Consider the following 13,374-nt stretch of genomic DNA (forward strand, 5'->3'; position numbering starts at 1 on the left):
AGGAGGGGGCAATCCCTTGTGACGCTGAGGGGGCAGTTTTCCATGGCGCGCGACAATGGGCGGCCCATATGCTGCCTCGGGGGCCTTCTCGCAACCGATCGAAGGCGATCACCTGCTTCACGATCTCCGCCGGCAGCCCGCGCTCGTCCGTGAGATAGCGCCAGGCTGGCGAGCCCGGGCGCGGCTTAAAGCGATGTTGCCACCGCTCAGTAACGGATCTCGGCCCCTTCGGCCTTGCCGGCCGCTGCCACGCTGGGGCGCTGGGACAGAAACCAACCATATCCGCAACACAGTCATATGCTTCGACGAAACCATCGGCGCCCAGATGTTCGGCGAGCGAAAACACGTCCCCCTTCGCCGGAGACAACGGATCGAACCAGCCGCGGCCTTCGTGGATAACGATGATGATGTTGCTGTCACGCCGATACTTGATCGCGCGTCGGGTGCTTTCCCTGACGTCGACCTTCCAGCCGTCTTTCTCGAGCAGGGCCGCGCAGCCGACCTTTTGGCGCAGCTCTTCGATTTCTCTCTTGTCCATTTATCTGCACCGGTCTCGCGCAAGCGAGTCCGCCCCTTTCTTCTGTTGATCTCTCTTGCTCCCAGCCTTGCGGAGCATCCCCGACCGGCCGCGAAGCCTGCCGAATGCAAGGGCGCGCTGACCAACCGTTAGTCGCCGCGTCATCGGGCGCGGCGAAGCTTCCCTTGCAGCCGGCATGGCGCCAGCGGCAGCCGGTCGCCCGGCTCAATGAGCCGGGCACCAGGGGTCGTATTCGTGAACGACGGCGTCCTGATCGCCGTCGTACTCGCTGGAGACCATCACGCCGAATTCGTTGTCAGCCTGGAACAGAATGACCGGCACCATGAGCGTGCGGGCCAGATCGAAGGCGTGGTTCTGGGCGAGAGTGAGATTGTGCGACATTGAAGGCTCCCGTCTTGCGGCGGGGACCATCCCCGCTCGACAGGCGCCGACGTGTTCGGGGGCGGCCGCGGTCACGTCGAGAGGCGAAGCCGAAGAGGTCGCACGCTTGCGTAGCGAACCCCTTGCGGGTTGATCGTGGAAGGCCGCACCAGAACCAAGGAAGCCCATTCGAGAGTGAGGTTGGTCCTTCACCGGAAGTCGGGTGTGCCAAGAGGCGCATATTTGGTCGCGCGGATAGCCACGGCACCCACCGCTTGCCGCCGCTAGCTTCGGGGCTTCTCGGCCGGGCGCGACCTCGTCGGCGTGCTTCAGGATGGCCATGGTTCTACATCATAGATCCCCTTGGACCGCAGCTTGTGTGACTAGCGACCTTGATGGTAATCCTCTCAGCTGGATCGCGGGCAGCGACGATGGGCCACCCGCCCAGCCGAATACTTTCTCCCCCGGCTGCTCCCAACCGTGTTCCCGTCGCAACGGTTGACGGTCACCATCTTCGCGTCGGCCTAAGTTGGATTTGGAATTATCCTATTTCCGTTCTGGAACGCACTGATCATTTGTTAATTGCCCTGGAGGTACCCCCCGGCGGTCGACGATGTGTGAGAAGTGCAACGAACTGGACAAGAAAATCGAGCATTACAAGGCGATCCAGTCCCGCGTCACTGACCGAACCACACTGGATGGCATAGCCGAGCTGATCGCACAGCTGCTCGCAAGGAAGGCCGATCTTCACCCGGAGACCAAACAGTAAATACGCTGTGGGATAGTGCCTGCAGCTGATCCTTCTACCGTTCATGAGGACGCCTGTGGAACAGCTATAAGAGACCCGAAGACCCGTATGGCGACCTCGTCGCGAGCAAGATCTAGCCTCCGGCGATCTACGCGGCGAGGACTAATTGCGGGTAGCAGAAGCCGAGCGCAACCGCGTCCCCGCCCACTGGACCCGCTGGGGGACGGAAAGTTAACCCGCGCGGATGAAAAGCTGCCACAAACTGCTTGTCACGAGGAAAGGTCAAGACGATCTCTGGCATGAAGGTGTAGGATGGGACTCTCCGATTTTACGAGAGTGGCCCAATCCCTTATAACGAGGTCGCCTTCGCGGAAGTCAGCGCTTTCGGTTGCTCTCAGCTCCTGCAGGGTGCGATGGACGGTGGCGATCCCCATTCCCCACGCTTACGCCCAATTCGCCCATACTGGCTGAAAGATCATTGTCATGTTGTCAGTTAGCTTGGCCTGCCGCGCCCGATAGAAAAGCTCGCAGAGCCGACGGGCCATCCGTGCAAGTTTTTGACCTCGCGCCTTCGCGGGAATATCCGAGCGAGACTGGACGCCATTCTGGAGCAGAGGTGCAGTGGCCTGGTTCATGGTGGAGATCATAGCACACGCAGATACGTCGCAGAGAGGCTCGCCGAAGTTGCTAGCCATGAGATGACGCACCTCAAAGAACTAACCATCGTTGCTCGCCGTGCGCCACTTAGAGTTGGCTAACCGAAAGGCGGTCTGAGAGTACGATCTATCGGCGGGGTCCAGCTTCCGTAGTCGAGTGCATTGAAGGCTGGGGGGTGGAAGATCGGGTAAGTACGGGCTGCCGCTGAAGGGCGGCAGAATTCATCGCCAGCATGTTTGCGGAACTGCCAGCTCGCGGAGCCGCGATAATTGGCCCTGTCGATGCCATATCGAACGCCTTAGCTCTGGCTCATCGGAGGCGTCTGGATGCAGCGATTCTGGGCATCTTAGTACACGGTGGATTTGTCCTATCCTTTGGCCGAGATACTCTGGGCCCGCGACATTCCAGTATTTGCAACGAGCTTGCCCGGTAGAATCGCTGTCACAGCCTTGGCGAGGTGTGAAACCCTTTCAGCCGGACGATTTTCGGCCCGATCGCAGGCAGTCGGGGACGGCACGGCCTTTACCGCCTTGGCGCCTTCGTGGCGGCCCGGGGCAGCCTGCGATTGGGTCGAGCGCGCACCAAATATCTGGTTGTCGCTCCTTCGGACGCAAGTGGTCGAGACCGATCCGGGACCGGACTTGCCTATCGCTTGCAATTTTGCATGCCAATGCAGCTGCGGGGCCGAGGCCGCTTTTCGAGAACCGATGTCGCGGAAGAAGGCGACCCGCGGCCCGCCTCTTTAGTATCGCAACAAGGCTTGCAGCGGCGATTTCTCGCAAAGAGCTGAACGGCACGTCGGATCGCGGACGAAGTGGACCTGCGCTCTGCGCTCAAGCGCCTGCTGGAGCGCCGCCTCAAAGAGATCATCGACCGCCTCGAGAGAGGCCTCGCCGCAAACAGGACACTTGGAAAGCTGTGCGTCTTCGAACAAACTCCCGCAGTGACCGCATTGCGAGCCAGCAGAAGCGTAGCTGTCATCGACGACCAAGGTGAGAACTCGTCCCTCGCTCAGACAGTCTAACGTCTCCTGCGTTCCCGTTGAGACCGCCCCTGGATTCGCTTCGCGCAACCGGTCGACAAGCTCGCGCTCCTCTCGGGCTTTGAGCTGATCTTGTATCGCGGCGGCCACAGCACCGATTTCGGCGGACGACGCATGTACGCTGGCCTCGAACGCCGCAAGGCGGGAAAGGGAATCCTTGGACAGATGATCGCGGAACGCCGCGCTCATGTCGGGAGGCGCACAGAGCAAAATATGAGACGTTTCGAACTCCCGGCCTATGATCTCCGCCATCGAAGCCAAGGCCTTTGCTTCGTCCTTCATGAGTTGGATCGCCAGCGCATCGCGGCGGTCGCGCGGGACGCGATCCGTCAGCATGCCCCGAATGCGCTGCCCCTTGACGCGGTAGATCTCTTCGATGGTGCCGAGATGGCTGACGAAAAAGCGGCTCTGCTCCCGCGAAAGGACCGCAAGTAGCATTCGGTCGCTGCCGCCCCAGGTGCGCAACAGAGGTCGCAGGTAGGGCCGGGGGCCGATGTGGATACTGTCCGGCAGCGGAATCGGCAGCGTGATCTGCCGCCAGATCCCGCGTTCGCGGCAAGCGAAGAATGCAGCGCCACGACCGAGCTCGGGCAATTGGTGATCCAGCGCGCCCTGGATATCCTCGATGTCGGCATTGACGCTGGCCCGAGCGGCCTGATCAGACGTCTGAGAGATCCTGTGGCTGAGGGCCGACAGGGCCGACTGCCAGGCGCGCCCGACGCGCCGTTCCGGGGTCAGCTGTAGATAGAGGCTGACGACTGGCGCGCCCGCCGTGTCGAGCGCAGCGAGAGCGCGGAAATGCTCGGGAGAGAGCAAGCGATAGGAGTGCTCTTGCATCCGCGCGCGAACGTTCTGAACGATCCGGTCCCGCAACTCGGGAGTGAGAGCGTGATGCGCGTCAATGGCGAGGCTGAGAGCCTTCATTTGCAGTCCTCCTCATCAGTTCAGCCAAGCGGGCTTGCCCCTCTCGCCAGAGCTGCGACAGGCTTTCCCGCGAAATTCGCAAACCAACTGCAATTTCGGTAAAGCTGAGGCGGTGGACATGACGCATTACCAGCACCTGGCGAGCAATGGGGGATAGACCCGGAATATTTTGGTCGAATACTCCCGCGGCGGGCTCCAGATCGGACTCAGCACACAGAATGTCCTCCTACCGCACCACCTCGTCTGGTTGAAACCATTCGTAGAAGCCTTCGTCATCGTCGTAGATCGGCGGCTCCGGCGCACGCGCCTCCAACGAAACCGAAACGAGACGCCGCAGCAGTTGCTCCTGCCGGACGATGCGCATCAGCACGCGGAACTGGAGCCCGAGCAGCCATGCACGAAGACCGAGGGCTTGCGGACGGGTTCGGCGGTCTCGCCATGCCCGCAGCAGGGTCTCGCCAACGAGTTCCTCCGCAGACAGATCGCCGTCGCGCAGATCGCCGAGGGCAACCTGATATCGGATGTCCCGCTCAGCGGCAGCGAACAGCTCGTCCAGGTGAGCGCTGATCAAAACCTGGAAGGCGTCCCGATCGCCGTCCAGGCAACGCGCCCATGCCGTGCTGTTTTCCAACGTACCAGACGCAGGGCCGGATATACTGGCGTCCGAGACATCGATGGGCGTCATGGTTATGTCCCGTATTGGGCCTCCTCAATTGGCTTCGTTTTGAAACCCAGTTTCCGCCTGAGCATGCAATCGTGCGATCGAATGTCCCGCGAGGCTCTGCAGGTGACGCTCGGGTGCAGGGCGCTTTCGCAGCTGCTTCCGGTAAAGCTTGACGTATTCGGCAGCCATACGGGTGGCGGAGAAGCGCTCCTCGAAACGGGCGCGCACCGCCTTGCGGTCCAGCGCCAGAAGAGACGGCATGGCCTGCACGGCCTCTTCGACGCTTTCGACGATGCGTCCGGTGATCCCGTTCTCGACGATCTCGGCGACCGATCCTCCGCGGAAGGCCAGGACCGGCGTGCCGCATGCCATGGCCTCGATCATGACGAGACCAAAGGGTTCCGGCCAATCGATCGGAAACAGCAGTGCTGCCGCGTTGCCCAGAAATTCGGTCTTTTCGCTCTCGTTGATCTCGCCGATGAATTCCACCCCTGGACCGTCGAGCAGCGGCGCAATGGTGTCGCGGAAGTAGGCCTCGTCGGCACTGTCGACCTTCGCGGCAATTTTCAACGGCAGTCCTGCTGCTCGCGCAATCGCCATGGCGCGGTCAGGTCGCTTCTCCGGCGAAATTCGTCCGAGGAAAGCTAGATAGCCACCGGCCGCCTGGAGAGTTGGTTTGTGCAGATCGAGCGGCAGTCCGTGGTAGACGGTTGCAACGAAATTGGCCCGCGGCAGCGGCGCGCGTTGCGAGTTGGAAATCGAGACCAGGGGCATCTCGGGGAAATGGGCGTAGAACGGCATGTGATCGGGCAGGTCTTGGCGTCCATGCAGGGTCGTTAAGGTCCGTCCGGCCTGGGTTCGGAACAGTGGGAAGTGCAAGTAGTCGACGTGGAAGTGAAGCACGTCGAACTCCTCGGCGCGCTCGCGGACCTTGTCCAGCAGCAGCATCTGGTGCGGAATCGAATTTCTGACATCCGCATCGAGCCGGAGGGCCTGCTTCGTGCAGGGGACGAGTTCGGCGGATGTGATGGAGTCCCCGCTCGCGAACAGAGTGACCTTGTGTCCTTGGCTGACCAGCTCCTCCGTCAGGTAGTGCACGACCCGTTCGGTCCCGCCATAAAGCCGGGGCGGCACGCTCTCGAATAGCGGAGCAATCTGCGCGATCTTCATTCGGTCCTCCGTGCATCCCGTCGGGTAAATTTCTTTTCAAGCATCAGGTCGGCCGGCTTTGCCAGACGGCTGAGCCGACGCTTGGCGGCGCTTGGCGGCGCCATGAACCTCGGAAGGAGCCCGTCGTTCCGGCGGCGCGGCCGTGGAGCGGTCCCCTGGTCGTGCTCGCCAAGTGCCGGACCTGTCGGGAGAGCCGATGTTGACGCCGAGCGCGGCAAAGCACGGCGGATCACTCGCCGGAAAGGATTCCAGAAGCGCCGTTTCGATGACATCGTCGAGGACTGCTGCCATGGTCTCTCTCTTCGGCCAAGTACGACTGGAGAGGCGGCGGAGGCGCAGCAGGATGATAGGAAACAATCTTCGCCTCGGCCACTCTCGCCGAAAAACATGGGTGCGGCATCGCCGTTTTCGCAAGATGCCGGCAGGACTTGAAACGATTGAGGTCACTTCTAACTTGGTGGGTGAAAGCGCGAGCCATCGCGCGGCATCACCGGGCGCCTAACGCAGGGCCCGGTTAGCGGGCGCCCGGCAGGTGTCCGAAGCGCCCAGAACCATGTTGCTCAATGGAGGATATGGCTATGAACACGCTTGATCTTGCTCCCCTATGGCGATCGACCGTTGGTTTCGATCGTGTGTTCGACCTTCTCGAGGACTCCGGCCGATGGACCGGCGGGGACAACTATCCCCCCTATGACATCGAACGTGTCGGCGAGGATCACTACCAAATCTCGCTGGCGCTTGCGGGCTTCACGCCGGACGAGGTCTCCATCACGGCCGAGCAGAACTTGCTGACCATTGAAGGTCGCAAGGCCGAGAAGGGCGGCCACCAGTATCTCTATCAAGGCATCTCTTCACGACCGTTCCGGCGCGTCTTCAATCTCGCCGAGTACGTGCAGGTGAAGGGCGCCTCGTTCGAGAATGGCATGCTCAAGATCGATCTGGTGCGGGAGATTCCGGAAGCCATGAAACCCCGCCAGATTGCGATCAGCGCAGGTGGCGACCACCAGCAAGTTGAGAACAAGCAAGCGGCCTAGCGCCGCCTGCTCGCAGTCGGAGTTCGCGGCATGGCCCCACCGCGTCGCGAGCCTTTGGAAACAACGAAAGGAGAAACGCTATGGCTATCACTGATCTGATCCCCTGGAGCCGTGGTCGTGATCTGACCACCCGTCGCTCCGAAAACTACAATCCGGTTCTTACCCTGCATCGGGAAATGAACAGGCTGTTCGACGATGTCTTCCGCGGCTTCGATGTCGCGCCATTCGGCAGCAGCTTCTTCGAGCAGTCGATGAATTGGCCGAGCATCGAGGTCAATGAGAGCGACAAGGACGTCAAGGTCACGGCAGAGTTGCCGGGCCTCGAGGAGAAAGACGTCCAGGTCGAACTCGTCAACGGCGTTCTCGCGATCAAGGGAGAGAAGAAAACCGAAACGGAAGACAAGGATCGAAAGTTCAGCGAGCGCTACTATGGCCGGTTTGAACGGCGCATTCCGGTCGACGACGTGGATCAGGACAAGATCTCTGCCGCGTTCAAGAACGGGGTGCTGACGGTCACCATGCCAAAGCTGCCGCAAGCTGAATCGAAGGTCAAGCGGATTGCGATCAATTCCAAATGAGTGCAGATCGACGGGAGCGGGTCTCCGCTCCCGTTTTGCTTTTGAAACAGCAAAAATGACGGGGATGTGTGCCCGCCATGGACACAAAGCGGAAAGGCAGTTTTGCAGGCGCTGCGGATGTCGTCGCGCACGCTGAGACCGCGGTCCAGCACATTAAGAAACTTAAAGTGGCTTGCGCGAACGGCGACAAGAGCGCGGCCCGCAGGTCATTGCGGCAGGCGATCAGCGAGCTGGAGTTGGCACGCGCAATCGTGCGGACCGGTATCGACTGAAGCCGAATGGAACGAGATTTTGGATCGCTACGGCCGTCTCAAGCGGAGTGTTGGCTGGTCTTTGCGCGCAGCATCCCTTCCAGTTTGGCGGAGAGCTCCCGCGAGGAGAACGGCTTGCTTAGTAGCATGCTGCCGTTGATGCGCTTACCGGTCTCTTCGATGAGATCTGGGTACCCGCTGCAGTACACCACTGGAAGGCTGGGCTGCCTTCGTTGAAGCTCGAGTCCCACGTCCAGTCCCGAGACGCCAGGCATTGCGAGATCGACGATGGCCAAATCGATGGCTTGATCTGAGAGGGTCGCCAACGCGGCGTCCAAATTGCCAGCCGCGATAGCCTGGTAACCAAGATCGTCAAGCATGCTCCGGGTCGTTTCGAGCACGCCGGCATTGTCGTCCACGACAAGGATGTGCTCTCTTTCCCCCCGGGGTGGGGTATCTAGTCGGCGGTCGTCGCCTCCGACCACAACGTCGGTTGATCGTGGCAAGAGGATTCGCACCACCGTTCCTCGACCAAGCTCGCTTTCGATTTTGGCAGTCCCGCCGGACTGGCGGGCAAACCCGTAGACCTGGGACAATCCAAGTCCAGTTCCCTTTCCAGGTTCCTTGGTGGTGAAGAACGGATCGAAGGCTCGTGCCAAAACATTCGGAGGCATTCCAGTGCCAGTGTCCTTGACTGCAATCGAGACATATTCACCTGGCTTGAGGTCGGCTCGCAGATCTTCCGGGACAGCATGGAGGACGCTTGTCTCGATCGTAAGAAGGCCACCCTCCGGCATTGCGTCTCGCGCATTAATCGCAAGATTGAGCAACATCAGCTCAAGTTGAGTCGCATCAACCAGTGCAGGCCAAAGATCCTTTTGCGTGACGACGTCGACCCGTATGGAGGCTCCAAGGGTTCTGGACAGCATCTCTGCGACTGTGTCCACCAGCTGGTTGACGTCGACGGGCTCCGGCGCGAGACGCTGTTTGCGGGAGAATGTCAGCAACTGTCCGACCAGCTTGGCGCCGCGCTGCGCGCCGTGCATCGCATTGCGGACATATCGTTGAATGCGCTCGTCCTCGACCCGCCGGGCGATCAGCTCGAGATTCCCAATGATAGCCATCAGAAGATTGTTGAAATCGTGAGCAATGCCACCGGTGAGTTGCCCCACTGCCTCCATTTTCTGTGCCTGGCGGAGCGCCACTTCGGTTCGCTCTCGTTCCACCATCTCCTCTCTCAACCGCTTGTTCGCTTCGGAGAGCTGGGCGGTCCGCTCTTCCACGCGCCGCTCCAGCGTTTCAGCCATCTGCTTCAACTCCCCGAGGTACTTTTCGGCCTGCCGCTGGCGCCCTCGGCCACGCGCGGCTGCCAATACTGCGCTCCTGAGAGAGGTCGCGGCCAATGGTCGCTCGAGGACTGTAACGTGACCAAGCAGCTCAATCAGCTCCGTGAGAGCCGCACCATTTTGGCCCGTCCTTAGCGTCAGCAATACGAAGGGAAAATCCGACCAAGGTGGCTGATTGGCGATCCATTGAGCCAATGCGCCACGATGATCGTGAACTAGCGCTTCCTCGGCAATAACCGCCGCGGCGGCATCATTCAGATTGCCCACCAACTCCGAAAGGCTCGATTGCTGCAACGCGCGGATGCCGACGTCACGCAGTGCGGAGCAGACGACGCGGGCATCACGACCGAATGGCGCCAATACGAGCACCGGCCCATCCGGGCTTGCACTATTATTGTCCATTGCTCCCCGTCGCAAGGAGCGCGCCGTGCTGGCCTGTATAGACGGGAGAACCCGATAAGACCCCTTGGAACTCCGCCAAAGGAGGACCCACGCGGATGCCGCGGTTATCGAGCCGGTACTCTCGGATTTCGTCCTCGTGGCGTCCGGTGCGCTTCTTCAGGACCGAGATCGCGCGACGGATCTTTCCGGCCGCCTCAAAGAAGCGCAACAGCAGGACCGTGTCGCTAAGATAGGTGAGATCGACACTGGATTGCATCGAACCGACCAGCCCGTGCTGGGCAAGCGTCAAGATCGTCACGACTCCGCGGTGATTTAGATAGGTCAGCATTTCATGCATCAGCAGCAGCATGAACTGCTCCGCGGGCATGGCATTCTGATAGCCGCTCAAGCTGTCCAGGACCACAACCCTTACATTGTCGGTCTCGACGCGTCGGCGCACCATTCCCGTGAGCTCTCCCGGCGACAGTTCGGCGGGGTCGACCTGCTCGAGCAGGAGCTGTCCTGATGCGATCGGCTGATCCAAATGCCAGCCCATGCCGGCCGAGCGCTTCATCAGGATCGCCTTGGTCTCGTCGAATGTCACGAAGAGAGCGCGTTCGCGTTGGCCAAGCGCCGCCGTGACGAACTGCATCGCGATTGACGATTTTCCGGATCCGGACGGCCCCATGAACAGGGTGCTGGTGCCGCGGTCGAGGCCGCGCCCGAGCAACTGGTCCAACTCGCCGATGCCGCTCAGAAGCGGCTCGGCCTCCGGCGCGCCATCCACATGCTCGGACGCGATCAGTCGTGGAAACAGCACCAGGCCGCCCTTGCGAATGACGAAGTCATGAAAGCCGCCCCGGAAGCTGCGGCCACGCATCTTGAAAATGCGCAGCCTGCGGCGTTCGGCGCCGTATTGCAGCGCATTATGTTCGAGCCGGATGACGCCGTGGGCGAGGCTGTGCAGATTGAGATCGTCGGCCTCGTCGGTCAAGTCGTCCAGAAGCAGCGCGGTGCAGCCCTCCTGGGCAAAGAAATGCTTCAGGGCGATGACCTGCCGACGGTAGCGCAGCGGGTTCTGCGCCAGGAGCCGGATTTCGGAGAGGCTGTCAAAAACCACTCGCGCCGGCGCGACCCGCTTGACCTCGTCGAAGGTCATCTTCGTGGTTTCCCCGAGCTCGAGGTCGGACGCGTAAACGACCGTCTGCTGCTGCTTGGGGTCGAGGCTGAGTTCAGCCGGGACGAGTTCGAAGATCTCGATCCCATCAAGATTCCAGCCGTGGGTTTCGGCCACTTGCCGTAGCTCGTCCTTGCTCTCGGACAGGGTGATGTAGAGGCAGCGCTCGCCCTTGGATGCGCCGTCGAGGAGAAACTGCAGCGCGAGCGTTGTCTTTCCGGTTCCCGGCTGGCCCTCGATCAAATGCACGCGGTGCGACGCGTATCCGCCATCGAGGATGCCGTCAAAGCCGCCGATACCGGTGGAGATCGCTTGGGTTTTGATGCTGCGTTCAGGAATGTTCATTTGTCTTCCGATTGGCCACGCGCATGACGGCAAGCAGACTTTGCTCCGCCTGACCGCCATGGTTCGGGTGTGATAATCTTGATTTCGCGAAGACAGGGCCAAGGCCCTTGAGCAGGCACCGTGGCTGCAAACATCTTCCTAATGTCTAATTTCGTACGAATTTCCGGTGTTCTGTCAAGCGGCTGGAGCTGCAGCGGGCTAGAACCCGGATCGGAAGTTGGCATTACCCGGCTCCCCGCAAAGACGGTTGAGCAGAACAGCCGCTCGGCGGGGCAGAACAAAGGAAAACCTGAAGACTGTGGCTTGGAATCAGTTTGTCGGCACCACGATCCTCCTCTACGCGCTGACGAACCCGGTCGGCGCCATCCCGGTCTTTTTGGCGATGACGGGGCGAGCCGGTTCGCTGAAGACTCATCGGATAATCGTTTTGGCCTGTACAACGGTAGCCATCTTCTTTGTTGGCTCTGCAATGTTCGGCAAGGAAATCCTGGCGTTTTTTAATGTGGGCCTCAATGATTTCCGTATTGCGGGCGGGCTGCTCGTCTTGGTGATCGCGTTCGAAATGTTTCAAGCTCAATATGGAAAGTTCATTCCTCGCGCTGACGAAACGAAATTTAGCGAGGTCGACATACATGGTCTTGCCATCACGCCTTTTGCGTTTCCTTTGCTTGTGGGACCGGCCGAACTGAGCATCATGATCACTCTGTCGAACGACAATCCCGGATGGCTTGGAAAGGCATTCTTGGCATCGGCGGCCGTCCTCGCCACAGTACTGATCGGCCTGACATTGTGGATGGCTGCTGCGATTGAGCGCTTCCTGGGACGAACCGGCATCAACGTTATGACACGCGTGATGGCGCTCATCATTGCGGCGATCGCCGTGAATTTTATCATGACCGTAATAAAAAGCGAGTTGCCCGGCCTGGTGAACCGAACCATCTAAGCTAGTAAGCTAGGCCGCCGAGTTGAACTGAGTTCTCCTGGACCGCTCATCCGCGGCGCGCTTTGCCGCGACCGCCATCCAGTCTCGAAGCAATCCTCTGGCCTCTTTCGAAAAGGCTGCCCGGCGTTTGAGATCGTCAAGAGTCTCTCCGGGATGACATCGCTCGAAATCCTGCCGGATCAACGATTCGAGGTATGCCGCGTCCTCTTGAGCGGCACTGCCCAGGTCAGAATAGGAACGCGTCGACATGGACGTCATGCCACAGTGCTCACAGCCGATCAGGGCTATCAACTGCGTCCAGCTCGGCATCAATCTTTTCAAGAATACGCTCGATCTGCTCGCGCTCCCTTGGGCCAGGATCCTCCTCTAGGCGGCTGATCAGGTGCTGCTTTTGCGTCAGAAGCATTGCAATACTCGTCATCGGCGGCGTGAGTTCGGGATGCTGGTACATTGCTCGGCACCTATTCTTCGTTGTCGCGATACAACCAAGTAGACGCTGAGCGCTCGACTGGCGAGCGCGCCGTCATCCACTCTGAATACCCGCTAAACTCTCGATCGGACGACCAGTTCCTCGGGTGCGGCCTCGGTACATCGGCTCCGAAGGTGTGGTGCTCTGGAACAACGATGGTTCAGGGCAGTTTCCCAACCCGGGACCGGCCTCGGCTCAGTGCCGTCCGAAGAAGCCAGCTAATTCCATGCCAAGCCTACCTATGACTGCGGCGGGCTACGCCGCTCTTCAGGCCGAACTAAACGACCGCATCAGGACCAAGCGGCCGCAACTTGCCGAGCGCATTCAGCAAGCGATCACCGACGATCCCAATCTCATCGAGAACTCTGAATACCAGGCGGCGCTGACCGAGCAAGGCCTTAACGAGGCTCGCATAGTCGAGCTGGAGGCCAGGCTTGCGCGTGCAGAAATCATCGATGTATCCAAGCTCTCCGGCGAAAACATCAAGTTCGGCGCGACGGTCACGCTCAGGGATCAGGATACGGGCGAGAAACGAACTTGCCAGATTGTTGGCGAGCCGGAAGCCGATCCTGCCAGAGGCAAGATTTCGGTGAGTTCACCGATCGCGCGGGCATTGATTGGCAAGTCGAAGGGCGCGCTCGTGGCTGTAGAGACGCCCGGAGGAGATAAGAGTTACAGGATTGAGGACGTCACGTGGCTGCCATAGGGGCCACAGAACCTTCTCGTTTGGTCGCTGGTTGGGGAGGA

General features: G+C 60.4%; 15 protein-coding genes. 6 read left to right on the forward strand and 9 right to left on the reverse strand.

Going from position 1 to position 13,374, the window contains the following annotated elements:
• Together JHD07_RS04420 and JHD07_RS04425 are read right to left on the reverse strand one after the other, a co-directional pair.
• Positions 1 to 538 (reverse strand): DUF3991 domain-containing protein (locus JHD07_RS04420; RefSeq protein ID WP_291619393.1); only part of this gene is annotated, 538 nt, incomplete at its 3' end.
• 204 nt (positions 539 to 742) lie between these two features.
• On the reverse strand, positions 743 to 919 hold the full coding sequence (locus tag JHD07_RS04425) for a hypothetical protein (protein ID WP_024342318.1): 177 nt from the start codon (positions 917 to 919) through the stop codon (positions 743 to 745).
• Between the two features lie 592 nt (positions 920 to 1,511).
• Here JHD07_RS04425 and JHD07_RS04430 point away from each other — a divergent pair.
• Positions 1,512 to 1,667, forward strand: a complete 156-nt coding sequence (locus JHD07_RS04430) for a hypothetical protein (protein ID WP_196232456.1) — start codon at positions 1,512 to 1,514, stop codon at positions 1,665 to 1,667.
• Positions 1,668 to 3,045: 1,378 nt separating this feature from the next.
• Here JHD07_RS04430 and JHD07_RS04435 read toward each other — a convergent pair.
• Genes JHD07_RS04435 through JHD07_RS04445 form a run of 4 tightly spaced genes read right to left on the reverse strand, consistent with a single transcriptional unit; the run spans position 3,046 to position 6,103 of the window.
• Entirely contained in the window at positions 3,046 to 4,269 is a 1,224-nt protein-coding gene (locus tag JHD07_RS04435; RefSeq protein WP_024342320.1) for a hypothetical protein, read from the reverse strand.
• Positions 4,244 to 4,489, reverse strand: a complete 246-nt coding sequence (locus JHD07_RS39710) for a sigma factor-like helix-turn-helix DNA-binding protein (protein ID WP_366863943.1) — start codon at positions 4,487 to 4,489, stop codon at positions 4,244 to 4,246. Before JHD07_RS39710 ends, JHD07_RS04435 begins: the two co-directional genes overlap by 26 nt.
• Before the next feature lie 6 nt (positions 4,490 to 4,495).
• Complete coding sequence (locus JHD07_RS04440) at positions 4,496 to 4,954, reverse strand: RNA polymerase sigma factor (protein ID WP_024342321.1); 459 nt, start codon at positions 4,952 to 4,954, stop codon at positions 4,496 to 4,498.
• Positions 4,955 to 4,978: 24 nt separating this feature from the next.
• The gene (locus tag JHD07_RS04445) at positions 4,979 to 6,103 is read right to left on the reverse strand and encodes a glycosyltransferase family 4 protein (protein ID WP_024342322.1); all 1,125 of its coding nucleotides are present in this window, start codon (positions 6,101 to 6,103) and stop codon (positions 4,979 to 4,981) included.
• Between the two features lie 578 nt (positions 6,104 to 6,681).
• Between JHD07_RS04445 and JHD07_RS04450 the strand changes: the two genes are divergently transcribed.
• The 3 genes from JHD07_RS04450 (at position 6,682) to JHD07_RS04460 (ending at position 7,987) form a co-directional block, all read left to right on the forward strand.
• Positions 6,682 to 7,137: an Hsp20 family protein gene (locus JHD07_RS04450; RefSeq protein WP_024342323.1), complete on the forward strand. Its 456-nt coding sequence runs from the start codon at positions 6,682 to 6,684 to the stop codon at positions 7,135 to 7,137.
• Between the two features lie 80 nt (positions 7,138 to 7,217).
• Positions 7,218 to 7,715 (forward strand): Hsp20/alpha crystallin family protein, encoded by a 498-nt coding sequence (locus JHD07_RS04455; protein ID WP_024342324.1) that lies wholly within the window; start codon positions 7,218 to 7,220, stop codon positions 7,713 to 7,715.
• Between the two features lie 77 nt (positions 7,716 to 7,792).
• Positions 7,793 to 7,987, forward strand: a complete 195-nt coding sequence (locus JHD07_RS04460; RefSeq protein WP_024342325.1) for a hypothetical protein — start codon at positions 7,793 to 7,795, stop codon at positions 7,985 to 7,987.
• A 38-nt stretch (positions 7,988 to 8,025) separates the two neighbouring features.
• Here the strand turns inward: JHD07_RS04460 and JHD07_RS04465 are convergent, their stop codons facing one another.
• Together JHD07_RS04465 and JHD07_RS04470 are read right to left on the reverse strand one after the other, a co-directional pair.
• A complete protein-coding gene (locus tag JHD07_RS04465) occupies positions 8,026 to 9,714 on the reverse strand; it encodes an ATP-binding protein (protein ID WP_029674520.1) in 1,689 nt (562 codons plus the stop codon).
• Positions 9,704 to 11,215: an ATPase domain-containing protein gene (locus JHD07_RS04470; RefSeq protein ID WP_024342327.1), complete on the reverse strand. Its 1,512-nt coding sequence runs from the start codon at positions 11,213 to 11,215 to the stop codon at positions 9,704 to 9,706. Before JHD07_RS04470 ends, JHD07_RS04465 begins: the two co-directional genes overlap by 11 nt.
• Positions 11,216 to 11,513: 298 nt before the next feature.
• Between JHD07_RS04470 and JHD07_RS04475 the strand changes: the two genes are divergently transcribed.
• Positions 11,514 to 12,158, forward strand: a complete 645-nt coding sequence (locus JHD07_RS04475; protein ID WP_024342328.1) for a MarC family protein — start codon at positions 11,514 to 11,516, stop codon at positions 12,156 to 12,158.
• 268 nt (positions 12,159 to 12,426) lie between these two features.
• Here the strand turns inward: JHD07_RS04475 and JHD07_RS04480 are convergent, their stop codons facing one another.
• On the reverse strand, positions 12,427 to 12,609 hold the full coding sequence (locus JHD07_RS04480; RefSeq protein WP_035698935.1) for a hypothetical protein: 183 nt from the start codon (positions 12,607 to 12,609) through the stop codon (positions 12,427 to 12,429).
• Positions 12,610 to 12,853: 244 nt separating this feature from the next.
• Here JHD07_RS04480 and greA point away from each other — a divergent pair, with 244 nt between their 5' ends.
• The gene (gene greA / locus JHD07_RS04485; protein ID WP_024342330.1) at positions 12,854 to 13,333 is read left to right on the forward strand and encodes a transcription elongation factor GreA; all 480 of its coding nucleotides are present in this window, start codon (positions 12,854 to 12,856) and stop codon (positions 13,331 to 13,333) included.
• Positions 13,334 to 13,374: the final 41 nt, after the last annotated feature.

Source organism: Bradyrhizobium sp., from assembly GCF_016462955.1.
In the GTDB taxonomy this organism is placed as follows: Bacteria; Pseudomonadota; Alphaproteobacteria; order Rhizobiales; family Xanthobacteraceae; genus Bradyrhizobium.

Excerpts from the sequence above, each read along its gene's own strand:
- JHD07_RS04425 (WP_024342318.1), bottom strand. The coding sequence starts at position 919 with ATGTCGCACAATCTCACTCTCGCCCAGAACCACGCCTTCGATCTGGCC.
- JHD07_RS04460 (WP_024342325.1), top strand. The coding sequence starts at position 7,793 with ATGGACACAAAGCGGAAAGGCAGTTTTGCAGGCGCTGCGGATGTCGTC.
- JHD07_RS04450 (WP_024342323.1), top strand. The coding sequence starts at position 6,682 with ATGAACACGCTTGATCTTGCTCCCCTATGGCGATCGACCGTTGGTTTC.
- JHD07_RS04445 (WP_024342322.1), bottom strand. The coding sequence starts at position 6,103 with ATGAAGATCGCGCAGATTGCTCCGCTATTCGAGAGCGTGCCGCCCCGG.
- JHD07_RS04470 (WP_024342327.1), bottom strand. The coding sequence starts at position 11,215 with ATGAACATTCCTGAACGCAGCATCAAAACCCAAGCGATCTCCACCGGT.
- JHD07_RS04435 (WP_024342320.1), bottom strand. The coding sequence starts at position 4,269 with ATGAAGGCTCTCAGCCTCGCCATTGACGCGCATCACGCTCTCACTCCC.
- greA (WP_024342330.1), top strand. The coding sequence starts at position 12,854 with ATGCCAAGCCTACCTATGACTGCGGCGGGCTACGCCGCTCTTCAGGCC.
- JHD07_RS04480 (WP_035698935.1), bottom strand. The coding sequence starts at position 12,609 with ATGTACCAGCATCCCGAACTCACGCCGCCGATGACGAGTATTGCAATG.
- JHD07_RS04430 (WP_196232456.1), top strand. The coding sequence starts at position 1,512 with ATGTGTGAGAAGTGCAACGAACTGGACAAGAAAATCGAGCATTACAAG.
- JHD07_RS04440 (WP_024342321.1), bottom strand. The coding sequence starts at position 4,954 with ATGACGCCCATCGATGTCTCGGACGCCAGTATATCCGGCCCTGCGTCT.
- JHD07_RS04465 (WP_029674520.1), bottom strand. The coding sequence starts at position 9,714 with ATGGACAATAATAGTGCAAGCCCGGATGGGCCGGTGCTCGTATTGGCG.
- JHD07_RS04455 (WP_024342324.1), top strand. The coding sequence starts at position 7,218 with ATGGCTATCACTGATCTGATCCCCTGGAGCCGTGGTCGTGATCTGACC.